This is a genomic window from Microcystis sp. M015S2 (assembly GCF_020245945.1).
Classification (GTDB): Bacteria; Cyanobacteriota; Cyanobacteriia; order Cyanobacteriales; family Microcystaceae; genus Microcystis.
Window position 1 is genome coordinate 1 of record NZ_JADBTX010000009.1, and the last position, 22,746, is coordinate 22,746.

23 protein-coding genes are annotated in these 22,746 nt (G+C 43.2%); 8 read left to right on the top strand and 15 right to left on the bottom strand.

From position 1 onward, the window contains the following. Nucleotides 1–186, top strand: a 186-nt coding sequence (locus tag IM473_RS01570) for a hypothetical protein (protein WP_287659302.1), incomplete at its 5' end; no start/stop codon positions are given. Nucleotides 187–235: 49 nt separating this feature from the next. Here IM473_RS01570 and IM473_RS01575 read toward each other — a convergent pair. Further along, nucleotides 236–2,458, bottom strand: coding sequence for a molybdopterin oxidoreductase family protein (locus IM473_RS01575; RefSeq protein ID WP_287659303.1), 2,223 nt, complete (start codon nt 2,456–2,458; stop codon nt 236–238). A 242-nt stretch (nt 2,459–2,700) separates the two neighbouring features. Between IM473_RS01575 and IM473_RS01580 the strand changes: the two genes are divergently transcribed. The 4 genes from IM473_RS01580 to IM473_RS01595 all read left to right on the top strand — a co-directional run bounded on the left by IM473_RS01580 (nt 2,701) and on the right by IM473_RS01595 (nt 5,821). Beyond that, nucleotides 2,701–4,665: a DNA polymerase III subunit gamma/tau gene (locus tag IM473_RS01580; protein WP_287659305.1), complete on the top strand. Its 1,965-nt coding sequence runs from the start codon at nt 2,701–2,703 to the stop codon at nt 4,663–4,665. Nucleotides 4,666–4,752: 87 nt separating this feature from the next. Further along, complete coding sequence (grxD, locus tag IM473_RS01585) at nt 4,753–5,076, top strand: Grx4 family monothiol glutaredoxin (protein ID WP_287659306.1); 324 nt, start codon at nt 4,753–4,755, stop codon at nt 5,074–5,076. Nucleotides 5,077–5,147: 71 nt separating this feature from the next. After that, nucleotides 5,148–5,414, top strand: coding sequence for a DUF2281 domain-containing protein (locus IM473_RS01590; protein ID WP_002775724.1), 267 nt, complete (start codon nt 5,148–5,150; stop codon nt 5,412–5,414). Further along, nucleotides 5,411–5,821 carry a type II toxin-antitoxin system VapC family toxin gene (locus tag IM473_RS01595; protein WP_287659307.1) on the top strand — a complete coding sequence of 137 codons (411 nt, stop codon included), beginning with the start codon at nt 5,411–5,413 and terminating at the stop codon, nt 5,819–5,821. Before IM473_RS01590 ends, IM473_RS01595 begins: the two co-directional genes overlap by 4 nt. Nucleotides 5,822–5,877: 56 nt before the next feature. Here the strand turns inward: IM473_RS01595 and IM473_RS01600 are convergent, their stop codons facing one another. Next, nucleotides 5,878–7,617, bottom strand: coding sequence for a mechanosensitive ion channel family protein (locus IM473_RS01600; RefSeq protein WP_287659322.1), 1,740 nt, complete (start codon nt 7,615–7,617; stop codon nt 5,878–5,880). 175 nt (nt 7,618–7,792) lie between these two features. On the opposite strand from IM473_RS01600, the gene lipA reads away from it, so the two are divergent. Further along, a complete protein-coding gene (gene lipA, locus IM473_RS01605; protein WP_287659308.1) occupies nt 7,793–8,677 on the top strand; it encodes a lipoyl synthase in 885 nt (294 codons plus the stop codon). Nucleotides 8,678–8,925: 248 nt separating this feature from the next. Beyond that, entirely contained in the window at nt 8,926–10,053 is a 1,128-nt protein-coding gene (locus IM473_RS01610) for a class I SAM-dependent methyltransferase (protein ID WP_287659309.1), read from the top strand. Between the two features lie 45 nt (nt 10,054–10,098). Here the strand turns inward: IM473_RS01610 and bchB are convergent, their stop codons facing one another. The 12 genes from bchB to IM473_RS01670 form a co-directional block, all read right to left on the bottom strand. Further along, a complete protein-coding gene (bchB, locus tag IM473_RS01615; protein WP_287659310.1) occupies nt 10,099–11,625 on the bottom strand; it encodes a ferredoxin:protochlorophyllide reductase (ATP-dependent) subunit B in 1,527 nt (508 codons plus the stop codon). Nucleotides 11,626–11,780: 155 nt separating this feature from the next. Then, nucleotides 11,781–12,377: a nucleotide-binding protein gene (locus tag IM473_RS01620; RefSeq protein WP_147069211.1), complete on the bottom strand. Its 597-nt coding sequence runs from the start codon at nt 12,375–12,377 to the stop codon at nt 11,781–11,783. A gap of 149 nt (nt 12,378–12,526) precedes the next feature. Then, nucleotides 12,527–13,114 carry a prepilin-type cleavage/methylation domain-containing protein gene (locus IM473_RS01625; protein WP_287659311.1) on the bottom strand — a complete coding sequence of 196 codons (588 nt, stop codon included), beginning with the start codon at nt 13,112–13,114 and terminating at the stop codon, nt 12,527–12,529. Nucleotides 13,115–13,339: 225 nt separating this feature from the next. Next, nucleotides 13,340–13,813, bottom strand: a complete 474-nt coding sequence (locus tag IM473_RS01630; protein WP_287659314.1) for a tRNA (cytidine(34)-2'-O)-methyltransferase — start codon at nt 13,811–13,813, stop codon at nt 13,340–13,342. Nucleotides 13,814–13,953: 140 nt separating this feature from the next. Continuing rightward, complete coding sequence (locus IM473_RS01635) at nt 13,954–14,295, bottom strand: hypothetical protein (RefSeq protein ID WP_287659315.1); 342 nt, start codon at nt 14,293–14,295, stop codon at nt 13,954–13,956. Nucleotides 14,296–14,717: 422 nt separating this feature from the next. Then, entirely contained in the window at nt 14,718–15,761 is a 1,044-nt protein-coding gene (locus IM473_RS01640; RefSeq protein ID WP_287659316.1) for a DNA cytosine methyltransferase, read from the bottom strand. Between the two features lie 156 nt (nt 15,762–15,917). Continuing rightward, a complete protein-coding gene (locus tag IM473_RS01645) occupies nt 15,918–17,579 on the bottom strand; it encodes an NAD(P)H-quinone oxidoreductase subunit 4 (RefSeq protein WP_287659317.1) in 1,662 nt (553 codons plus the stop codon). A 124-nt stretch (nt 17,580–17,703) separates the two neighbouring features. Beyond that, nucleotides 17,704–18,405, bottom strand: coding sequence for an ABC transporter ATP-binding protein (locus IM473_RS01650; protein WP_287659318.1), 702 nt, complete (start codon nt 18,403–18,405; stop codon nt 17,704–17,706). Between the two features lie 271 nt (nt 18,406–18,676). Beyond that, nucleotides 18,677–19,426, bottom strand: coding sequence for a septal ring lytic transglycosylase RlpA family protein (locus IM473_RS01655; RefSeq protein WP_287659319.1), 750 nt, complete (start codon nt 19,424–19,426; stop codon nt 18,677–18,679). A 1,082-nt stretch (nt 19,427–20,508) separates the two neighbouring features. After that, the gene (locus IM473_RS01660) at nt 20,509–20,841 is read right to left on the bottom strand and encodes a DUF5615 family PIN-like protein (RefSeq protein WP_046662550.1); all 333 of its coding nucleotides are present in this window, start codon (nt 20,839–20,841) and stop codon (nt 20,509–20,511) included. Then, a complete protein-coding gene (locus IM473_RS01665; RefSeq protein ID WP_002745983.1) occupies nt 20,838–21,062 on the bottom strand; it encodes a DUF433 domain-containing protein in 225 nt (74 codons plus the stop codon). The genes IM473_RS01660 and IM473_RS01665 overlap by 4 nt, the downstream gene beginning before the upstream one ends. 239 nt (nt 21,063–21,301) lie before the next feature. Continuing rightward, nucleotides 21,302–21,844: a calcium-binding protein gene (locus IM473_RS01670; protein ID WP_287659320.1), complete on the bottom strand. Its 543-nt coding sequence runs from the start codon at nt 21,842–21,844 to the stop codon at nt 21,302–21,304. Nucleotides 21,845–21,974: 130 nt separating this feature from the next. Here IM473_RS01670 and IM473_RS01675 point away from each other — a divergent pair, with 130 nt between their 5' ends. Then, a complete protein-coding gene (locus IM473_RS01675; protein ID WP_194015219.1) occupies nt 21,975–22,463 on the top strand; it encodes a helix-turn-helix transcriptional regulator in 489 nt (162 codons plus the stop codon). Nucleotides 22,464–22,529: 66 nt separating this feature from the next. Here IM473_RS01675 and IM473_RS01680 read toward each other — a convergent pair. Further along, the coding region (locus tag IM473_RS01680) for a DUF29 family protein (RefSeq protein WP_287659321.1) at nt 22,530–22,746 on the bottom strand (217 nt) is incomplete at its 5' end.

The following is a 22,746-nucleotide window of genomic DNA, read 5'->3' on the forward strand; positions in this document are numbered from 1 at the left end:
GCTTATTCACCAGAACTACAGCCAGCCGAGAGATTGTGGTCTCTAGTAGATGAACCTCTGGTTAATGAGTATTTTGAAACGATTGAAGAAAGGTCAGAAATTCTGATAACTCGTTGTCAGTATCTCGAAACAATGACTAATGAAATTAAAAACTTGACTAACTATCATTGGCTAACTTATGACTGATTGTTATCAACTTTTCAAAACAGGATTTAGGATCAAAACCCTTATTTGATTAGGGAGTTGCCAGAAATTGACCGGGAGATAATTCGGCATTAACTAAAAACTTCAACGGGATTAATTTGACGGCACAAGCTTTTAATTCTGGTTGCAGGGAAATCGGACAAGCGGCCGGATGGGTGAGACTATTAGCCTCAGCATTTTCTGCCCATAAAGCCCCCCAGTGCATCGGCACAAAGACACAATTAGGAGCAATTGCTTTGGTAATTAAAGCGGGAAAACGGGCAAAACCCCGACGAGAACGCACTTCCACCCATTCCCCAGCTTCTATGTCCAATTTTGCCGCATCTTGGGGATGAATTTCCAGAAAAGGTGCGGGGTGCATTTTGACAATTTTCTCGATGCGGCCGGTGCGGGTTTGGGTGTGCCAGTGACCGTACAAGCGCCCCACGGTCAACACTAGGGGATAATCATCGTCCGGGGGTTCCGCTAGACCTTTACTGTGGTAGGCGGCGAAAACAGCACGACCATCGGCAGTATTAAATTTACCATCGGTATAAAGGCGTTTTGCGGCTGTTTTTTGGCTTTTATTTTCATCTTTAACTAAATTACCCAGTAATTCCCCAGAATTAGCGGTTTTAGGGGCGGAAATTTCATCGATGGAATCGGGCCACGGTCGGGGAGTCTCGGCCAGGCGATCATAATTAATCGCCGTCATATCACAAGGACGTTTATATGTCAAGCCAATAAACTCGGAATGTACCTCGGCGGAATTCTTAAAATTAAATTGTGCCTGAAACCCCAAACGGCGACCAACTTCGGCGAAAATTTGCCAGTCGGCCCTAGCTTGTCCCACGGGATGGCGAAAAGCTTTATTTAACGTGACCATCCGCTCAGAATTGGTCATTGTTCCCGTTTTTTCGCCCCATTGGGCCGCTGGCAGTAATAAATGGGCGTAGGCGCTGGTTTCTGTGGGATAGTAGGCATCCTGATGGACAGTAAAAGGTGATTTTAACAGGGCGGCCTTCGTACGTTCTAGATCAGGCATACTAACAGCCGGATTAGTGGCGGCAATCCAGAGAAGTTTGACATCTCCCGTCTCCAAACCAGTAATCATACTCCAAGCATCGCGACCGGGGACGGGAGAAATCTGACCAGCAGGTAAACCCCAAGCTTGTTCCACTTCGGCCCGGTGTTGGGGATTTTTGACGGAACGATAACCGGGGAGAAGATGGCAGAGGCCGCCGGCTTCCCTTCCTCCCATGGCGTTGGGTTGTCCGGTTAGGGAAAAAGGACCAGCCCCCGGTTTACCGATATTAGCCGTCATTAGGTGTAAATTGATTAAAGTGCGGGCTTTGGCCGTGCCTTCGCTAGATTGATTAATACCCATCGACCAGAGAGAAAGCACTCTTTTTGATTCGGCCCAGTAGCGGGCAGCCTGTTCTAAATCCTCAATGGGGATACCGCATTTAGGGGCGACTATTTCGGGGGGATAATGGCGGATAATTTCGGCGTATTTGTGGAAATCTCGGGTACATTTATCGATAAAATAGGTATCGATCGCCCCCCAATTCAGTAACAGGTGAGCAATACCGTTAAATAGGTCAATATCAGTCCCGGGGTTAATGGCTAGGTGGAGATTAGCGGCCTCGGCGGTTTTGGTGCTGCGGGGATCAACGACGATTAATTTCGCTTCTTTGTTACCTTTGAGATACTTGTGCAGACGGTTAAAGATGATGGGGTGACATTCGGCCGTATTTGTCCCCACCAGAAAGGCACAATCGGTTAATTCTAGGTCATCGTAACAGCAGGGGGGACCGTCGGACCCGAAACTGTCCAGATAAGCGGCCACGGCCGAAGACATACAGAGACGGGAATTAGCATCAAAGTTATTGACTCCCAGACAGCCTTTGACCAGTTTTTGGGCGATGTAGTAATCTTCGGTATGAAATTGTCCCGAACCGTATAAACAGATACTTTCCTTTTCCCCCTGAGCGATTAGAGTTTGGATGCGGTTAACGATGCGATCAAAGGCCTCTTCCCAAGTACAAGGACGAAATTGCTCTTGGAGAGAATCGCGGATCATCGGGGTTTTGAGGCGATTTTTATCGATTGATTCCGCTACGGTGGCCCCTTTAACACAGACCATACCTTGACTGGAGGGGTGGGACTTGTCCCCGAAGACTTTCCATGCTTGTCCGGCCGACGCGGGGGGGGTGACTGTCAAACCACAACCTACTCCACAGTAAGGACATTGGGTTTTTGTAGATTCAGTCATAAGCAGTTGGTCTGATTGGTGGCGCTGTCTTTGGGCATACTAAGATAGTCCGCAGATTTTCTCGGCAAAATTGTAGTTATTAATACAATTTATTACAGGCCTTAGCTAAATTGCCATTTTCGTGATGCAAATCGCGCATTAAAGCCGGCTAGATAAAAAGCATACACTTGTTCTCGTGCCGAAAAAGAATCGGCATAGGATAATAGTAGTCTCTAGGGTGGGGAAAAAGTTTTCAGCCAGTCATGACCTACGAACCTCTACATCATAAGTATCGTCCCCAAACCTTTGCCGATTTGGTGGGACAATCAGCGATCGCCACGACCCTGAGTAATGCCTTAATCAGTGAGCGAATCGCTCCTGCATACCTATTTACTGGACCCAGAGGCACGGGGAAAACCTCCTCGGCGCGAATTTTAGCCAAATCCCTCAACTGTCTGTCTAGTGACCATCCGACACCGATTCCCTGCGGTAAATGTTCCGTCTGTCAAGCGATCGCCAATGGTTCCGCTTTAGACGTGATCGAAATTGATGCCGCTAGTAATACCGGTGTGGATAACATTCGGGAAATTATCGAGCGATCGCAATTTGCCCCCGTCCAATGTCGTTATAAAGTCTATGTCATCGATGAATGCCATATGCTCAGTACGGCGGCCTTTAATGCTTTGCTGAAAACTCTGGAAGAACCGCCGGATCGAGTGATTTTTGTGCTTGCTACCACCGATCCTCAGCGTGTCTTACCTACCATCATCTCCCGTTGTCAACGCTTTGATTATCGCCGTATTGCTCTCGATGCGATGGTGGCACACCTGCAAAAAATCGCCCAAATAGAAGCGATCGATATTAACCTAGAAGCATTAACCCTAGTGGCTCAGATCGCTAACGGTGGTTTACGCGATGCCGAAAGTCTTCTTGATCAATTAAGTTTACTCGCAGGAACGATTACGGCCGAGCGAGTCTGGGATTTAGTCGGTGCAGTCCCCGAAAGAGACCTCTTAACCCTACTTAAAGTCATTCATAGCAATATTCCCGATCAAGTTATCGAACAATGTCGCCATCTGATGAATCGCGGGAAGGAACCTTTAATCGTCTTGCAAAATCTAGCGGGATTCTATTTAAACCTACTTTTAGCCAAAACCGCCCCTAATCGTCCAGAAATGGTCGCTGTCACCGCTCCCACTTGGCAGGAACTGTGTACGGAAGCGCGTACTTGGTCTTTAGAGGAAATTCTCCGCGGTCAACAACTGCTTAAAGACAGCGAAACGCAACTAAAAAACACCACTCAACCCCGTCTCTGGTTAGAAGTCACTCTCTTAGGACTGTTACCGCAAGCACAGGTGATTCCTCTAGTTGCCACGGTAGCGCCTTCCCGTCCCCAAACCAGCGTCGAGAGGCCCCCGGTCGTGATCACAGCACCGGCGCCGGTTAATGAACCGATCAAACCGCCAGTTATCACCCCGACAACTAGCGTCGCAGTGCCGAAAACTGAGGTTAAAACTGTTGCCGGTGATGACAATCATGAACAAATTTGGCAGCAGGTTTTAGAAGTAATGGAACCCCCCACTACTCGCACTCTCCTACGTCAGCATGGCAGTCTTTTTAGTAGGTCAGAATCGAGTGCTTATGTAAGCATATCTTCGGAACAATTATTAAAAATGGCCCGGCTACGCTTGACTAATATTGAGTCAGCTTTCGAGGCTGTTTTTCAGCGCCGGATTAAAGTTCATTTACAGGTAGGTTCCGGTACTCCTGCCATGGCTGCGGAAGTTTCCCAATCCCCAGCGGCCAAGATGCCACCACCACCAGAAACCGCACCAACCCCACCAATAACTCCCGAAAATAAAGTTATGACTGTGGTGGATATTCCCCCGGTCAAAGAAGCAATTATCGAGAAAAAAGAAGCAAAGATCACCGAAGCCAGAAACCCAAAAACTCCTAGCACAGAACTGCCACAAAAAATCTTAAATTTTGATTCATCTTTAGAGACATTAGATCAAGATCTAGATATTAGTGAAATTTTGGCGGCCGCTCAAAAGTTAGCGAAATCTTTTGATGGTGAAGTGGTCAATATGGGTTATTCACTGCCAGAAAATTCGGACGCAGAAACTAAAGTTAATAAGTCTCTGGAAAATATGACTATCGTGCGCGGGAGACCTGATGTTAACGAAATTTTAGAGAATTTGGAGGAGGACGAAGACCTTCCTTTTTAAAGCTATCTCAACGGCTTGTGCTAAACTGATAGGATATGCCACGTCTCAGGATTGGCTATTCTTGCTCAAATTCTAGCTACTAGACCTATGACACCCGAAACTAAGGCCAGAATCGATCAATTAGTTCAGAATAACAAAGTTCTTGTGTTCATGAAGGGCAATAAATTAATGCCTCAGTGTGGTTTCTCCAATAACGTCATACAAATTCTCAATATTCTGGGGGTTTCCTACGAAACTGTCGATATTCTGGAAGATCAGGAGTTAAGACAAGCAGTTAAGGAGTATTCCGATTGGCCGACTATTCCCCAAGTCTATATCAACGGTGAGTTTATTGGCGGTTCCGACATTATGATCGAACTCTATCAAAATGGGGAACTACAACAAATAGTCGAGGTTGCCTTGGCTTCCTAAAAATTTTCTAGGTTAGGATAGCTATCCTAACCTAGTTTAAAGTTGTCCAACTAGCAATTTTGGTAGAGGTGATGATTGTGACAATTCGAGAAACTGCAATTTCTAAGCTACAGCAACTCCCCGAAGTCCTTGTTCAGGAAGTAAGCGACTTTATTGATCTTCTCGACCATAAATATCGAGTCAAAACCTTTGACACTCAGCCTGATGGAAAACTGATAGAAATGTGGTTACAATGGTTTGAAGGCGTAGATGGCTTAACTGTCAATTCACCGGAACCAATAAACGACTACCAACAACTCCTGCTCGAAAAATATCGGCAACAAGGACTAGAGCTATGATCCTGTGTGATGCAGGAGTCCTGCTTTGTTTGGTTGATCGCACCCAACCCCAACATAAAGCCTACAGAAATACGGTAATGCGTTTAGCAAAGCCTCTCGTCACAACTTGGTCATGCCTGACCGAAGCCATGTACCTTGCGCTGCATCGGGGTGGTTGGCAAATGCAAAAACAACTGGGACAACTTCTTTTAGACAAACTGCTGGTGGTTTACAATATTCAGGAAAGTGATTTTAGTCGCTTGTTGGCTTTAATGGAACAATACTGTGATCGACCGATGGACTTGGCAGATGCAACCCTAGTTTTAGTAGCTGAAAAGACTGGGTATCGGCAAATTCTCAGCCTCGATGCAGATTTCCTGTTTTATCGGATTCAAAACCAAGGCAGCTTTGATATTATTCAAGGGTAGTGATGGAAAATCTGCTTTCAACGGCCTATAACTCCACCGATAGAAAATGCTCCTCTTTAAAACTGTCCTTTGAATTGTTCTTTATCTTGTGCTACGAGGAAACTTTGTTGGGGGATACCGATGTGAATTCCCTTCTCCTCAAAAGCAATTTTTAGACGACGACGATACTCTCTTTCTATGTCCCATTGTCGTAATCTTTTGACGACAATTCTGAGCATAATTTCCATTCCCGTGTGAGAAACCCGACTGACACCAGCAACCTGCACGGGATTGATGATATCTTCTTGCCATTGTGGATCTACAGCCATATTTTCAGCGATGGCTGCCATTAAAGCGATCGCCAGATCTGGCTCGGTCTGATAGGCGACTTCGATGGTAAAATCGACCCGCGCCCAATCTTTACTGAGGTTGTGTGCGGTGATAATTTGGTTATGGGCAATAGTGATTAAACGTCCGTCGGCGGCCCGCAATTGAGTCGCTCGCAAACTCATATTTTCCACCAAACCAATAAACTCCTGAAACTGGATCATATCACCGACAGTGTATTGGTCTTCAAAGATAATTAGAAAACCGTTAATCCAATCTTTTAAAAGATCCTGAAAGGCAAAGGTGAGCAATGCTCCCACTAAACCGGCTCCCGTGAGTAAAAAGGCGAAAGAAAGGCCCATCCAACTCAAAAAAACCAAAATTCCCAGAAAAATAGCGATAAATGTGATAATTTGTCGCCAAACTTCTAATAAAGTGGGAGCGCGCAGAATCCTCCTTTCCAAATTTTCGGAAAAAACCGCTCCTTCCTCTACCCACTCGCGTAGCCGAGAATTAACGTAGAGATTAACCATATTGCTCACTGATGTCAGCAGCAACCAGATGATAAAAATCCGTAAAGGAATACGAATTATTCCGCGTCCTTCTAGCCTAGTTTCAGGAAATACATACAAAATCGCCGCTATTCCGCCAAACCAAAGCAGTATCAGTCCAATAAGAGCCAGTCTTTTCCAGAGAATATTTAGCGTTAGTTGTTGCTGAATATCAGCCTGTTGACGAAATTTAGAGGAATCTTCTAGAGAGGCTAAAATCGGTTCTTGGGAGCGATCTTTTCTGGGGGGGGAATTTATAGGTAAATTTCGATCGGATTGACTTTTAGCCTGTTTTTTGAGGAGATTGAAGCGATTTCTTAAACGTTTCTGCCACCAAATTGATACCCAGCTTAAGAAAATTAGCCCCAAAATAATTATAGTGGCAGTCATTACCTGTTGCCGACGAGGGGCGGGCTGACGTTCTTGCCAAGCTTGGATCAAAGCTGTTTGGATGATTTTAACCCATCTGTCCGCTAAATCGCCAACCGAAGAAGAATCGATCAGGGCATCAACTTCTGTCACTGTCAGAATTACCTGTTGCGGTAAATTCTGGTTATCCTTGGCCACAATCACGGTTAAATTATTGAGAGTCGCCGTACTTACTTGCAGGGTTGTCGGATCGAAACCCCGATTGATAATATTATTTAAGCCCCTTTCAATGCGGCTAGCCCGTCTTTCTACCGGGGAGAGTTCCCGGGCCTCAGAAGCGGTAAAATCTTGGGAGGCAATCTGAAATAAGGCAAATCCATCTAGATGCACGGAAGCATATTCTATATCCCCGGCTACAAAAATCCTTGTCCCCGTGGGAGATACAAATGGAACCAGAAAATTTTGGCCTAGGGATGGCAGGGAATTAAGAACAAATATACTAACCAAGAGGCAACCCGCCAATCCTTGAATGACCAGATTGAAAACTTTTCTCCGTTGCCGTCGTCCCATTGCCCAAGTTTCCTTTTTGATTAACAATGATCTTTACCCGCTTTCTCAGCTTATGACAGTTATCTTAATGGTGAGATCAGAAGTTTTCGTTTTGGGGAGTCGGTCGTCCTTCTCCCCTCTCCCCACTGATTACTGATAATTGAAGTCCCCAATCCCCAACATTAGTTAACTTCTCATGTCCAATATACCCCCACAGTGGCGCGAGGAAATAACCTCTTTACCTCCTTGGTTACGGCGTTCACTCGGCAAATCTAGCGAAATCTCCACGGTTCAGCGCATTATCAAACAAAGGAACATTCATACTATCTGCGAGGAGGGTCGCTGTCCCAATCGCCGCGAATGTTATGCCCAAGGTACGGCGACTTTTTTGTTGATGGGTCCCACCTGTACCCGGTCCTGCGCTTTTTGTCAAGTGGATAAGGGTCATGCACCCATGCCTCTCGATGTCGAGGAACCGCAAAAAGTGGCGGAAGCGGTGCAATTGTTAAATTTAAGTTACGTTGTCTTGACTTCTGTAGCCAGAGATGATATGGAAGACGGCGGAGCCAGTTGGTTTGTGCGGACGATGACGGCCATTCGCGAACTCAATCCCCACACTTTAATTGAGGTGTTAACCCCGGATTTTGCTGGAGGTAAGGGAAGTCAACAGGAACGGGTGGCGACGGTGGTGGGCGCAAAACCTGCCTGTTACAATCACAATATCGAGACGGTGCGCCGTTTGCAAGGGCCGGTTAGACGCGGGGCTAAATACGATCGCTCTTTGGCGGTTTTGCGTTATGTTAAGGAAATCGATCGATCAATTCCGACGAAATCCGGCTTAATGGTCGGTCACGGTGAGACAAAAGAGGAAATTATCGAGACTTTGGCAGATTTACGCGCGATCAACTGCGATCGCGTTACTATTGGTCAATATATGCGTCCTTCTCTGGAACATTTGCTCGTACGGAAATATTGGACTCCCGCAGAATTTAGCGAGTTGGGAGAAATTGCCCAAAAAATGGGTTTTTCCCAGGTTCGATCTGGCCCCCTAGTCCGCAGTTCCTATCATGCGGGAGAGTAAATCAGTTATCAGTTATCAGTTATCAGTGATCAGTTATCAGTGATCAGATGTAAGTTTTAAGTTAATTAGTTAGTTCTACTAAATCTGGTTATTAAAGACTGATTATTTATTCCCCTTATGTAGCCTATATTCAAAGGATTTAGTATTAGTTATCTTTATCTTTGTCTTTATACCTGTTTACTGATTACTGGACGGCTACACCGTGCCTTTGGCAACACTGAAAAATCTTCCCCACTTCCCCGATCAAGATGAATTTAGAGACAATCATCCTAGAGGAAATTAAACAATCAGCAGCGGGTCGAATTAGCTTTGATCGCTGGATGGATTTAGCTCTCTATCACCCTGATTATGGCTATTACGCCTCTGGAAAAGTAGAAATTGGCTCAAAAGGAGATTTTTTTACTTCCTCGTCCCTAGGAGCAGATTTTGGCCAATTGTTGGCAGAGCAATTTGTCGAGATGGCGGAATTTTTGGGCAATTCGCCTGGATTTACTTTAGTGGAAGTGGGAGCAGGTTCGGGAATTTTAGCGAAAGATATCCTTGATTATTTAAGTCATAGCTATGCTGATTTTTATGAAAATCTCAGTTATATAATTATCGAACAATCTCAGAAACTCAGGGAAAGACAAAGGGCAACTTTAGCGGGATATTCCCCGGTATCTTGGCAAAGTTGGCCGAATTTAGCCGATAATTCCCTTGTGGGTTGTGTGTTTAGTAATGAGTTAATCGATGCTTTTCCTGTCCATCGAGTTGTGATCGAGTCGGGGGAATTGCGAGAAATTTATCTGGGATTGGGGGAACCTTTTCAGGAGATTATCGCAGATTTATCCACCGACAGAATCAAAGACTATTTTGATTTAGTGGGGATAAATATTCCCTCCCCACTTTATCCGGAGGGTTATCAAACCGAGGTCAACTTATTAGCTTTAGACTGGTTAGAAACAGTTAATCGGAAACTCGATCGAGGTTATATCTTAACCATAGATTACGGTTACACTGCCGAAAAATATTATCATCCCCAAAGAAGTCAAGGAACCCTACAATGTTATCGACAACATCAGCGTCATGATCATCCTTATTTGTGGGTGGGAGAACAAGATATTACCACTCATGTGGATTTTACTGCTTTACAACGTCAAGGGGAGAAATTAGGCTTAAAAAATCTCGGTTTTACTCAGCAAGGATTATTTTTAATGGCTTTGGGATTAGGAGATAGATTAAATGAACTTTCCCAAGGAAAAATCGATATATTAACTATATTTCAGCGTCGAGATGCCTTGCATCAATTAATCAATCCCACTGGTTTAGGAGGATTTGGAGTGTTAATTCAGGGGAAAGGAGTAGAGGAAAGAATACTTCAGGGATTAAGCAAATAACTAAAAAAAGGGCTGAATGCTGTTAACTTTCAGCCCCAAAAATAATTAAGCTCCTACAGATTCTTTAGCCGCATACATTACCTCTAAAGTTATTTCACCAATACCTCGCTCCCGGGCAAATTTTTCGGTATTTCGTTTGACTTTCCCGCGCACAAAACCAGGTATTTTCTGTAATTCTGTCGTAGCTTCCTTATTCCAATTTAGGTCAGAATCTGCCGAAATACCCTTAGTAATTACCTCTTTTGTATCATGACCACCGAATATCTCTAATAGGTGATCTTCCATACCCAAAGTAAAGGAATTATAGACCAAATCGGCGATCTGATTAGTGCCTTCGTAACCTAAGAAAGGTTTATAACCGAGGGGGAAATTTTGGATATGAATAGGTGCGGCAATTACTCCACAGGGAATATCTAAACGTTTGCCCACATGACGTTCCATTTGAGTACCAAATATCGCCGCTGGTTCTAATCGAGCAATAGCATCCCCTATCGCCCCATTATCATCACTAATTAACACTTCATCGCAATATTCACTCACTTGTTCCCGGAACCAATCGGCATCATACTTGCAATAAGTCCCCGCTAAAACCACATGAATTCCCATCTCCCTGGCGAGAATTTTTGTCATAGCGGCTGCGTGGGTATTATCACCAAAAACCACCGCTTTTTTCCCCGTTAAATTCTGACAGTCAATGGAACGAGAAAACCAAGCAGCTTGGGAGATATGCAGAGTTTGTTCATTGATAAAATCTTCGTAATCTACTGCCGCACCTTGGCCATTAATTACCTCTTGAATTTTGCGAATACAGCGGGCTGTTTCCACTACTCCCATGGGGGTAATATCAACGTAGGGCATGGCGAATTCACTTTCGAGATATTTGGCTGTCATTAATCCCACTTCTCGATAGGGAACCAGATTAAACCAAGCGCGGGGCAGATTTTTTAAGTTATCCACCGAGGCAGCTTCGGGGATAATTTCGTTAACTTCAATGTCCAAATCTGCCATTAACCGCTTTAATTCTGTACGATCATGTTGGTTATGGAAACCGAGGGTGGTAATACCGATAATATTAACCGAAGGTTTAGGGGTTTTCTGGGAGATAATTTCCCCTTTTCTCTGGGCTTTATCGAGATAATATTTGATAATTTGATAGAGGGTTTTATCGGCCGCTTGTAGTTCATTATAGCGATAGTGGTTGACATCGGCCAGCAGCACATCTCCTTGGGCATCCTGTCGCGCTCTTTCGACAAAGTTTTGTAAATCCTCTTGGAGAATGCTGGAGGTGCAAGTAGGGGTTAAAACGATTAAATCGGGACTTTCTTCGCGATCTTTGCGAACAATATTATCGACGACTTTTTCTTGGGAACCCCGGGCTAAAACATTACGATCGACAATACTAGCAGTGACGGGGGTAAAATTACGCTCCCTTTCCAACATCGAGCGCATGACGTTAAAATAATCGTCTCCCAGAGGAGCGTGCATGATAGCATGAACATTTTTAAAGGAACTGGCGATCCTTAACGTGCCAATATGAGCGGGACCCGCATACATCCAATAGGCCAATTTCATAGAGGGTTCTCCTACAGTCAGACTTTTTTGATTGTCTCAGACTTTACCGATTTAGGAGTGAACGCTTAACGGAAGATTACAAAAAGTCCCCATGCAGATTAAGTATCTTTTCGGGGAAAAATGACACAAATATTAATGTTAACTTTTTTAACAATTTATGTCATTAGGGCAAAAATTTCTTTACCGACCGCTTGGTAACAAAGCCAGCCAAAATTCGACCGGGGGTCGGGATAATCTTTGACGATGACTCCCTTTTCGGCCGCTCGTTCAAAAGCAACTAAACGGGGAATTTCTCGCTTAAATACGGGTAATTTTGCTTCTTCTAGAGCTTTCCGAGCTTCTCGTCCTGTTTTTGTCCGTGAATCCACTTGGGTTAAAAGAACTCGATAATTATCGGTCATCGTGGACAGCAATTCTACCGCTTTAATCGTGACATCGATATCGAGATGATTGGGAGTGGTGGGTAAAATTAATAAATCGCTGCCCTGAGCTAAATCTTTTAACTCGTCTGGTTCTGGCCGGGCCTGGGTATCGACGATAATATGAGTGTATTGTTTCACCAGTCCCGTCGCTCCAGCTTGGGACGCTACCATAAAAGGAAGGGTATCTTCCCGGGACCAATGGAGAGCCGAACGATTTTTATCCGCATCGATCAATAAGGTGGGTGCTTTTTCTTGAAAATAGGCTGCCAAATGAATCGATGTGGTGGTTTTCCCGACCCCTCCCTTTAGTGCTACGACGGAAATAATCATGAACGGCTCGATCGAATAAGTGAGTATTTTCTAGTGTACTCCCAGACGGACTGAAAACCGTTTAAGTTTCCCCCCAGAAAGGCTATCAGTCGGGATTCTAGATTTTTGAGCGTGGCTCTCTCGATATCATATCGATAACTTTTTCCGGTTTAAGGCACACATCTATTATCTTGGCGAATATCCCAACTACCATCAACACGAAATAAAAATAAACAGCGTTTGTCGGGTGTACCCGAAGCAACTAAAGTAATTCTGCCTAACTGTCCCCAAGAACCTCCTAAACCCCCCCTTGTATCGGCCCAACTAGCGCGATAAATTGTACCTTGATTACCCACAGGTCCACTCACTCGGCGTAGGGTAGAATTATCAGTATCGATGCTAACACCGCGAGTGATGGGAGTCCAATCGGTGACATTTTCGCATTCGTCCCCCTGCACTTTGGCCACTTTAATCTGTTCGGTTTCACTTGCTGCCATGCACAAAGATAGGGGATAAGAACCTTCTCCCATGGCTTGGTAACGGGTATTTTTCCACTGCTGTGATATTTCAAAGGTGGCGATATTTAAGCGAATCCAAGCCATTAAACGCTGATAAACAGAAAGGGCAATGGTTAAAAGAATTGCTAATAAAATTAGGGTAACTAACATCTCGACTTGAGTTAAGCCAGAGGTGGATTTTTGCCGATTAAAAAGCTGTAAATTGCGAAAAGTATTAGCAGAAAGGTCGAAGATATTCATGAGCATCATCTTGCCTTTTTATTTTCAATAAATTATGTAATTACAAAGGAGCAACAATTAACTTGCGCTAGGATAATCCACATAATTTCTTGCTGTTATTACGGACAAGATTGACTGCGATCACTATTTTTTCTGATATGGGCAAAAATCAGCTACATAAAAGCAATTTTCTAATTTTTTGCTCAATTCAGTTTATTTGCCCTGTTTATATAGCCAAATGTCCCGCTAACGAATAAATCCCAGTTGTCGTCTGGCCTCGAATAATCCGATCGCCACACTAACGGAAAGATTTAAACTTCTCACCCCCGGTTCTGCCATGGGAATATAAACTGTATCATCGCACTTATTTAATAAATCTGCCGGAATACCGTCGGTTTCGCTGCCAAAAAGTAGCCAATCTCCGCTTTGATAAGTGTACTGCACATAACTACTGCTGCCGCGCACGGTAAACCCGATCGCTCGTCCGCCGCTCTTTTGTTGATATGCACAGAAGTCATTAATTGTCAAGTGGTACATAAGTTTTACATAGGGCCAATAATCTAAGCCGGCCCGCTTCAGATAGCGATCGCTAATTTCAAAACCCAAGGGACCGACTAAATGCAATTCTGTCCGCGTTGCGGCGCAAGTACGGGCAATATTACCCGTATTTGGCGGAATTTGCGGATTGATTAAAACCACTCGTAAAATTGCTTCAGTCATCAGTTATCAGTTATCGGTTATCAGTTCACTGTTCACAGCAAAAAACTCCCCACCTCTCAATTGATAATTCATAATTTATAATTCCCACTTCCCTTGGGTGAGGACTAACTATACCGGATTCTGCCCCACCCTAGTCAAACTTATTTTAAATTGGCATAACTATCCATACTCAACGGAACTAAATCGCCATAGATAGTCAAACCTAACAACATTGTTTCATTAGCGGGGATTAACTTGCCTGTGAGAGCGCAAATCTCATTTTTTCTAGCTGTAACGTTAAATACTGCCCTTATATCACCAGCACAAAACTGAGGTCGATAATCTCCTGATTTCTGCTGAACGAAATTCCATAAGACATCGCGAATGAGTGCTTGATAACCTTGATTGCCGGAAATCTCTTTCAGCTTGTCCTTGAGGACTCTTTCCAGACGAATGCTGGTGACTTCCATATCGGTAGTGGTGGTGCGTGTGATTGTCCGCATAATTTTTTCTCCCGAATACTAAACCTATTAGTGTTACAAGTGTAGTATAAGCAAGATACCTTTAACAAGCACAACCGACGAAACCATCACCTCTGCTGCTCTTTTATTGTTACCTCATGGCTATTTTTCCCATTTTTGAACTCTCGAAAATTAATTATTCAAGAAGTCTACTGTTAATCCAGTTATAGTCAAGCATAAACAGCGATCATAAGTAGGTAGGCGTTAAAAGTTGTCAGATGCCCCCTTATTAAGGGGGGATTAAAGGGGGGACTAAGGGGGGATCGGCACCCCCCTTATCAAGGGGGACAGGGGGGATCGAACCTAAAATCCATTTTTAATTTAATTATAACCAGCTACTTATCGAGCGAATAATAACTATTATTAATATACGCAAAACCCTAGAAAAAAATCACTATTGTTCCTCAGATTGACAATAGTTCTAATTGTTTTCCCTGTAGGTCTCTAACCCTGATATTTTCTTGAGAATTTCTGGATAAATCTAAAGCTTTAATCACCTCTTTTGCCACCGCTTTTACTACTGAAATAGCCACAGAATTACCGAACTGTTTATAAGCTTGGACATCGCTAACAACAATCTGAAAACTATCGGGAAATCCCTGTAATCTTGCCCATTCTCTGGGGGTCATTCTGCGGACGAATAACTTATTTACCTCTCCCTTAATGCGAGTAACAGGAGTAAAATTAGTCAGTCTTTTATCGATAACTAAATTTCTTTCTTTTCCCATACCTCCCACCACAATCGCATTAGCGATACCATCGGGAGAAATAATCTCATAACCGAAGCCATTACCTTTATCTTGATGTCTAGCTTTGTGTTTAAATAAAGTCTCTAAATACTGATTAGAGAGATAATATTTAACGCTGACTTCCTTTTCTTCTAGAATATCTTTGAGACAAGTTTCTTGATGGGTTGGTTGGGGATGGGAAAAATGGTAAATATTTAAATCCTCTCGAAAACCGACGATAAAAATTCGGGGACGGTTTTGAGGAACCCCAAAATATCTGGCATTTAAAATCTGGGGACTAGGGACAAAATAATGCAAATCCTTTTCTAATATATCTAAAATAGTTTTTAAAGTTTTACCTCGATCATGATGGACTAAACCCTGGACATTTTCTAAGATAAAAGCTTTCGGTTTCTTTTCGTGTAAGATCCGGGCAACTTCAAAAAATAAGGTTCCGCGTGCATCTTCAAAACCGTGTTTTCTGCCGGCGATACTAAACGCTTGACAGGGAAAACCGCCACAGAGTATATCATGATCGGGGACAGTTTTTGCCTCTAAGTTTCTGATGTCTTGATTATCGGGTAAATGACCATAGTTAGCCAAGTAAACCTTTTGGGAGTGAGGATCGATTTCCGAGGAAAAAACGCATTGACAACCGAGATTTTCTAGGGCGATTCTAAATCCTCCTATACCGGCAAATAAATCAATAAAAGTCCACATATTTCATCTATTCTAAGCTTCAGTTTTGATCCCAGAGACGATATTAAACCGGCTATCCTAGATTTTAGTATAAATGCTCGCATCTTTCTCCTCGCCAAAAAAAATCGGGAGTAGAATTACTACTCCCGATAAGCTATGAACTTTAGACTTGCCAATTTATTGGAAGATGCTGGCAACTTTGGCGCTTACATCCGCTTGAGTTTCAGCGTAGATATTTTGACGAGTAGCGGCGATTTCTGTGTAAGCTTGACGCACTTCCGAGTTAACTGCCACCGTTTTCACATCGTAGATACGGGTAGCCAGTTGGGGATAGAAACCGATAGCGACAATCAAAGCGAGGAAAGAGACAGCGATAAAGATTTCTCTGGGTTTAGCGTCAATATATTCTGATTCATGAGGGAGGACACAGCTAGTACCGAAACAAACTGCCTGTTCGTTACTTTTGTTGGGGGTAATGTTAGTAATATCGCAGGAAGAACCATCTCCGTAGAAAACTTGACGGAGCATGGAGAGTAGATAAATGGGGGTGAGGATTAAACCAACGGAAGCGAGGAAAACAGTCACAACCCGGAAGGTTTGGCTATAAACGTCACTGCTAGTGACACCGATGAATACAGTAATTTCACTGGCAAAACCGCTCATTCCGGGTAACGCTAGGGAAGCCATGGCGCCGGCAGTAAAGAGAGCGAATACTTTCGGCATCGCTTGAGCAATCCCACCCATCTCGTTTAAAGCTAAGGTATGGGTGCGGTCGTAGGTGACACCAGCAAGGAAGAATAGGACGGCGGCAATTAAACCGTGGGAGAGCATTTGTAACATAGCGCCGCTAATACCCACATCGGTAAAGGAAGCAATCCCTAAAAGGACGAATCCCATGTGTGAAACCGAGGAATAAGCGAGACGGCGTTTCATGTTTTGTTGACCGAAGGAAGCGAAAGCACCGTAGATAATATTAACGACACCGAGAATCGCTAGAATCGGGGCAAAGTAGATGTGTGCATCGGGTAGAAGGCCCATATTAAGACGGATTAAACCGTAACCACCCATTTTAAGGAGAACACCAGCGAGAATCATCGATACAGGTGCAGAAGCTTCACCGTGAGCATCGGGGAGCCAAGTATGGAGGGGGAAGATGGCGAGTTTGACTCCGAAAGCGACTAATAAACCGGCGTAAAGGACTAATTCTAAAGCGAGGGGATAATCTTTAAATCCTAATTCCGCCATATCAAAGGTCATCGCGCCACCACCGTAAAGGGCCATGGCTAGACCGGCAACGAGGATGAAGATAGAAGCGGCGGCGGTGTAGAGTAAGAATTTAGTGGCGGCATAACGACGTTTTTGACCACCCCAGATGGAAACGAGTAGATAAACGGGAATTAACTCGATTTCCCACATTAAGAAGAATAATAATAAGTCTTGGGCGACGAAAACACCAATCTGAGCGGCGTAGAGCAACAGCATCAGGAAGTAGAATAAACGGGGTTTGCGGTCTACTTGCCACGCGGCCAAGATAGAAAGGGTTGTCACCAATCCTGCTAATAAAACTAACGGTGCCGAGATACCATCTACCGACACCGCCCAACTTAAACCAATTTGGGGAACCCAATCGATTTTTTCTACTAATTGTAAGTTGGGGTTGCTTAAATCATATTTTTGTAAAAAGACGTAACACATTAATATAAAGTCTGCTAGTCCGACTCCAAGAGCAAACCAACGAACGGTTTTTCCTTCCTTGTCGGGGATTACAGGGATTAGGAAGGAGGCAAGCAAGGGGAGCAAAATGATGGCAGTGAGCCAGGGGAAGTTAGCCGTTAGCATGGCAGTAAGAAAAAATACCTATTTCGTTATGTGTTCATTTTATGCGACTTTGTAAAATTTTGTGAATATTTTTTGGCCTACCTTTACCATAGGCTTTTATCTATAATTGGCGCATCATCATCGATTAACCCAAATAAGCTTGTTTGACCCGCTCATCCCTGAGTAAATCCCCGGCTTCTCCTGCGATAGTCAAGCGTCCCGCTGCCAAAACATAGCCGCGATTGGCAGTTTCTAGGGCTAAATGGGCGTTTTGTTCCACTAACAGGATAGTTACTCCCGATTCGTTTAATTGACGGATAATACTGAAGATTTCTCGCACTATCTGCGGCGCTAGTCCTAAACTGGGTTCGTCTAGTAACAATAACTTGGGACGACTCATTAAAGCTCTGGCGATCGCCAGCATCTGCTGTTCCCCACCGCTTAGGGTTCCCGCTAACTGCTCTCGGCGCTCCGATAGTCGGGGAAACAGTTGCAACTGCTCTTCGATATCGCTTTTTACTCCTAGGCGATCGCTTCTCGTATAAGCACCTAACTGCAAATTTGTCAAGACTGTTTGACGCGCTAAGATTCTTCTCCCTTCCGGACTATGGGCAATTCCCCGCTTAACGATTTCATGGGGCGGTAAATGGGTAATATCTTGACCTTGATAAATTATTCGCCCCGTCTTTGCCGTTAAAATCCGAGATATCGTCTTTAGAGTCGTCGTTTTTCCTGCTCCGTTCGCTCCAATCAGGGTGACAATTTCCCCCGTTTCTACCCTTAAGCTAACCTGCTGTAATGCCTTTATTCCGCCATAATTAACCGATAAATCGTTAATTTCTAACATAAACCCAGTCAAATCCCAATAGGATCACTATAGCAGTTATCAGTTATCAGTTATCAGTTACCAGTTATCAGTTATCAGTGATCAGTTACCAGTTACCAGTGATCACTGATCAGATGTGAGTTTTTAGTCAGGGATAAGCAGGAATTCCGAGCATTTGTACTAAATTTTCCAAGACGCATTATTGAGTGAGGGGTATTGAGTAGCATTAACAGTGCTGTCTTTTCACTGCTTACTGTTTACTGATAACTGTTTACTGATAACTGTTTACTGATTATCTGCCTAAAACTTCCAAGACAACTGGGGCAACTCCCGATTGGAAGACACCGATAATCGCTGCCGCACCTCTGGAGAGATCGATGAGGCGACCACCGCTAAACGGACCGCGATCGTTAATTCGCACCACCACCGAGCGCCCGTTACGCAGATTAGTTACCCTAACCTTGGTGCCGAAAGGTAGATAGCGATGGGCTGCGGTTAAACTACTAGAGTTAAAAGTCTCACCACTAGCGGTGCGACGACCGTGGAAACCAGGACCATACCAAGAGGCCATTCCCTTTTTACGGGGGCGACTGCTGGTTTTTACCGCTTGGCTTGTTTTCGGCTTCTCTGCTGGTGTCACTGAGGCAGGATTGGTAGCTGGGGCATTAGCCGAAGCCGGCTTGACTTGATTGGGTTGTGATTGGGGTTGTCCCGTCGAAGGAATGGCCTCTTGGGTTCGGGGTGTAACGCTTGCAGGGACGGTATTTTCTTTGTCCACTAGGGACTCCAAAGTTTTCAGAATTTCGTTAGCATTGTCTTGAACCGAACGTGATATCTTAATACTTGAATCAGTTGTTCGACTTTTAGAAAAAGCGGACAGAACGATTTGAGTAGTTGACTCGACCACAGTTTGACGATCTAGGCTGATATCCGTCAGGCTGTTGCTGTGCCCTGCTGTCTGGGAACAAATTATCGAGGCTGTAGTCCCCACTACGGTGAGGGCGGTTACAGCTTGTAGTTTGTTGATCAGTTGTTTATTCATAGACTTTCTTAATTGTGCGTTAGCAAGTTCCCAATGCAAAGCTGAAGGAATTTGCTAACATTCCTTTGTGTTTGCAGAGCTAACTTGGTTGCGTTCTGTTCAACCGTATCACGGAAAATTGGTTGGTCATTACGAGAATTTATATCGTTATCGGGCAAGAGAATCAAAAATTTAAATAAAGGGTTGACCTGCACCAAAAACCAAGTTAAGATGGAAGGTTTTTAATTTTTTGTCTCCTAGAGGGGATCAAGGTTAGGAAAACTTAGGGAATTAGTGAAATTTTGAGAGGTAATAATGCTAGTATTGACAAGGCTTTCAAGGATTATCAGCCCTCCCCGATTTCCCTCTATAGCAGCAGATAATGGTTAATAAATCTGTTTTCTTCGCTACAAAAAACCAGATTTTTAATATCAATGTTAAATGGGACTAAGGGTCAGAGATTAAAAATTATAATAGGGGCTTGATAAAGAACTAAAAATAAGCTGTTATTAGCCAAACTTAACTATAGAATCAGAAATACTGATACAGGCTAATACTAAATCCTGTTTAAAAGGGATAGGAAATTATGAATTATGAATTGGGGAGTAGGGAGTTTTTGGCTGTGAACAGTAAACAGTGAACTGAAAACCCGCATCTGATCACTGAATACTGAAGACCGACTCCTAACCCCACCAACAAGCTTTTTCGGCAAACCCTATATATATAGATGGCCGAGGTCAGAACGGGTGTGGGGTGTAGGGAAAGAAACCTCTTTCATCTGTGGTGGTGAAAATTTTTTCGTTGGGACTGACTGGAAAGAGGGTGTGGGGTGTAGGGTGTGGGGTGTAGGGAAAGAAACCTCTTTCATCTGTGGGGGTGAAAATTTTTTCGTTGGGACTGACTCCTAACCCCACGAAAAGCTTTTTCGGCAAACCCTATCTAATGTGTGTTGCGTTTCCTTAGGTCAATCCAGTGAGAAAATTAATCGTAGTAACGCACCAATTTAATGACAAAGTTGGTGCGTGGGGTGCAGATTATTGATTTTGGTTTTTTAACAGAATTGGTAGCCGCAAACACACACCCTACCAGATCAGCGATCACACTCAACTTAATATCAGCATACTTTCTGTTTCACTATTGTAAAATTTAATAACGATTAAAAAATTATCCCTTAAAATTTCGATAATCTTTGCAGTGGGACTATTGCCAATACGAAGATAGATAAATTTTGGTGGATGACCATATAATAGACTGCGCTGATGAAAATCGGCATCTTTAGAGACAATTACAAAATCGTTGAATTTGGCAAATTCCCAGATAAGTGCATCATCAGTATTGATCAGTCCTAAAGTCTTGACGTGCTGAGAATTAGAATATAAATCAATTATTTTATCAATAATACGATCTGACAAATTTTCATCTAATAACAGTTTCATAAAGAGGTGATAAATAATTTTTTCTCTCGATCAGCAGCAAAAGCCAAACAAGCTTTGATATCCTCGGAAGTTAATTCTGAAAAATCCTCAAGAATTTCTGCTTCTGTCATTCCTGCTGCTAAATATTCTAGAATATCGTACACAGTTATACGCATTCCTCGAATGCAGGGTTTTCCGCTGCGTTTTCCAGGTTCAATGGTAATAATGTTTTGGTAACTCATAATGCTTTAATTATTTGGACTTTCCCAATTATATCTTATTCGATCACAGAGATCGCACTCCACCCCACCGACAAGAACGATCACCCTTCAACTTCGTACCACTCTTAGGGTGTAAAGTGCGAAAGCGTAACGCACCAATTTAATAATAAATTTGGTGCGTGGGGCGCGGATTATTGATTTTGTTTTTTTAACAGAATTGGTAGCCGCAAACACGCACCCTACAAAATCTGATAGTTGCATTAAACAAAGTTAAAATAACTACTATTTAATTGTAAACTACTATTATCTTGAACAACTGCTATCAAATCTGTACCATTATAAATAAGTGTATCTGAAGCACCTCCTCCAACCATATTTTGTTTTTTAAGAGTAATACCAGTTACTGCAGATACTCCACTTACTTTAACTTGAATGCGATCAACAAAAGAGGTAAAATCAGCTATTACTGCATAACCAGGCCCCATATTAAGATTACCTCGATTATTCCCAATTACAAATGTATCACGACCCGCACCTCCAACTAAAGTATCATATTCTGGGACAGTTAGACCGGGGATGCCGTAGTAATAATTAAGAGTGTCCGATCCTTGCAAAATATCGTCACCATCGCCCCCGGCAAGATAGTCATTTCCTTCACCTCCCGCAAGAGTATCATTTCCACGACCGCCATATAAATGATCACCCCCATCAGCCCCAAAAATATAATCATTTTGAGCAGATCCGTAGATTATATCGCCATTTTTAGTACCAGTATAACTGGTAGGAGGAGTATAACTAGGCATATTTAATTACCTCAATTAAAAAGTGGTTGTTTACTAATCATTTACAATAAGTTATAGTTCTACATCATTCAATTAGTCAACACTAGGAATTATGCTAGAATCTGACTAGGAAATTTTTAGGCAAAAATTTATGGATACCAATAATGACCCTTTTTCCCGAGCTATGAGTCAATGGGACTTAGAAACTCTTTATCTTGATCTTGCTTCTGTTAAGGGAAAGCGACTGACTCCTACTGAAAAAAAACATTTACAAGGATTACTCTGCGGTTATAGTCCCACAGAAATTGCTGAAAAACTCAAGAAGAGTCGTAAAGGCGTTGAGGTAGATTTATGTACTACGCTCTATCAATACGTTAAAGAACTGGTTGGTAATAATAATGGCAAGGTAGAGAATTGGCGTAATATTGCTGAATGGTTAGAGGACGCTGGTTATAAAAAAGATTTTTCTCTTGAATACGATGCCAGTGATTCTATTTCTGCTTTCATTGTTGTGAAAAGAGCGAATATAAAGATTGAAAAAAATCAATTGATGATTGATGTTAATATTCGTTTAGCAACTCCTTTGCCTTCAGAAATGTCAGCAATAAATATTGAAAATAGAGAAGAAGAAAATGACTAGGGGTTTCGGCTGGTTTTGGTAGGCACAATGTATTATAAGATACAGTCGTTAGGTGAGGAGATTCGTCTATCGTTCCGACAAATGAAGAGAACGATTTAAAATATCCTCAATACCGTAGGGACAAACTGGGGGAAACTCTAATCCCGTCTCTCTAAAGGCATCGCAACAAGCAACAGCATAGAGTTTAAATAGGCTTTCATCGGTTAAATATCGCCTTAAACTGGGGCTATCGTCCAAATAAAGCCTAATATTAGCTCTTTCTCGCTGAATAGTTCCCAACCAA

What these genes read in the sequence shown, in the direction of transcription:
- IM473_RS01575 (WP_287659303.1), bottom strand. Translation starts at nt 2,458, where the DNA reads ATGACTGAATCTACAAAAACCCAATGTCCTTACTGTGGAGTAGGTTGT.
- IM473_RS01580 (WP_287659305.1), top strand. Translation starts at nt 2,701, where the DNA reads ATGACCTACGAACCTCTACATCATAAGTATCGTCCCCAAACCTTTGCC.
- grxD (WP_287659306.1), top strand. Translation starts at nt 4,753, where the DNA reads ATGACACCCGAAACTAAGGCCAGAATCGATCAATTAGTTCAGAATAAC.
- IM473_RS01590 (WP_002775724.1), top strand. Translation starts at nt 5,148, where the DNA reads ATGATTGTGACAATTCGAGAAACTGCAATTTCTAAGCTACAGCAACTC.
- IM473_RS01595 (WP_287659307.1), top strand. Translation starts at nt 5,411, where the DNA reads ATGATCCTGTGTGATGCAGGAGTCCTGCTTTGTTTGGTTGATCGCACC.
- IM473_RS01600 (WP_287659322.1), bottom strand. Translation starts at nt 7,617, where the DNA reads ATGGGACGACGGCAACGGAGAAAAGTTTTCAATCTGGTCATTCAAGGA.
- lipA (WP_287659308.1), top strand. Translation starts at nt 7,793, where the DNA reads ATGTCCAATATACCCCCACAGTGGCGCGAGGAAATAACCTCTTTACCT.
- IM473_RS01610 (WP_287659309.1), top strand. Translation starts at nt 8,926, where the DNA reads ATGAATTTAGAGACAATCATCCTAGAGGAAATTAAACAATCAGCAGCG.
- bchB (WP_287659310.1), bottom strand. Translation starts at nt 11,625, where the DNA reads ATGAAATTGGCCTATTGGATGTATGCGGGTCCCGCTCATATTGGCACG.
- IM473_RS01620 (WP_147069211.1), bottom strand. Translation starts at nt 12,377, where the DNA reads ATGATTATTTCCGTCGTAGCACTAAAGGGAGGGGTCGGGAAAACCACC.
- IM473_RS01625 (WP_287659311.1), bottom strand. Translation starts at nt 13,114, where the DNA reads ATGAATATCTTCGACCTTTCTGCTAATACTTTTCGCAATTTACAGCTT.
- IM473_RS01630 (WP_287659314.1), bottom strand. Translation starts at nt 13,813, where the DNA reads ATGACTGAAGCAATTTTACGAGTGGTTTTAATCAATCCGCAAATTCCG.
- IM473_RS01635 (WP_287659315.1), bottom strand. Translation starts at nt 14,295, where the DNA reads ATGCGGACAATCACACGCACCACCACTACCGATATGGAAGTCACCAGC.
- IM473_RS01640 (WP_287659316.1), bottom strand. Translation starts at nt 15,761, where the DNA reads ATGTGGACTTTTATTGATTTATTTGCCGGTATAGGAGGATTTAGAATC.
- IM473_RS01645 (WP_287659317.1), bottom strand. Translation starts at nt 17,579, where the DNA reads ATGCTAACGGCTAACTTCCCCTGGCTCACTGCCATCATTTTGCTCCCC.
- IM473_RS01650 (WP_287659318.1), bottom strand. Translation starts at nt 18,405, where the DNA reads ATGTTAGAAATTAACGATTTATCGGTTAATTATGGCGGAATAAAGGCA.
- IM473_RS01655 (WP_287659319.1), bottom strand. Translation starts at nt 19,426, where the DNA reads ATGAATAAACAACTGATCAACAAACTACAAGCTGTAACCGCCCTCACC.
- IM473_RS01660 (WP_046662550.1), bottom strand. Translation starts at nt 20,841, where the DNA reads ATGAAACTGTTATTAGATGAAAATTTGTCAGATCGTATTATTGATAAA.
- IM473_RS01665 (WP_002745983.1), bottom strand. Translation starts at nt 21,062, where the DNA reads ATGAGTTACCAAAACATTATTACCATTGAACCTGGAAAACGCAGCGGA.
- IM473_RS01670 (WP_287659320.1), bottom strand. Translation starts at nt 21,844, where the DNA reads ATGCCTAGTTATACTCCTCCTACCAGTTATACTGGTACTAAAAATGGC.
- IM473_RS01675 (WP_194015219.1), top strand. Translation starts at nt 21,975, where the DNA reads ATGGATACCAATAATGACCCTTTTTCCCGAGCTATGAGTCAATGGGAC.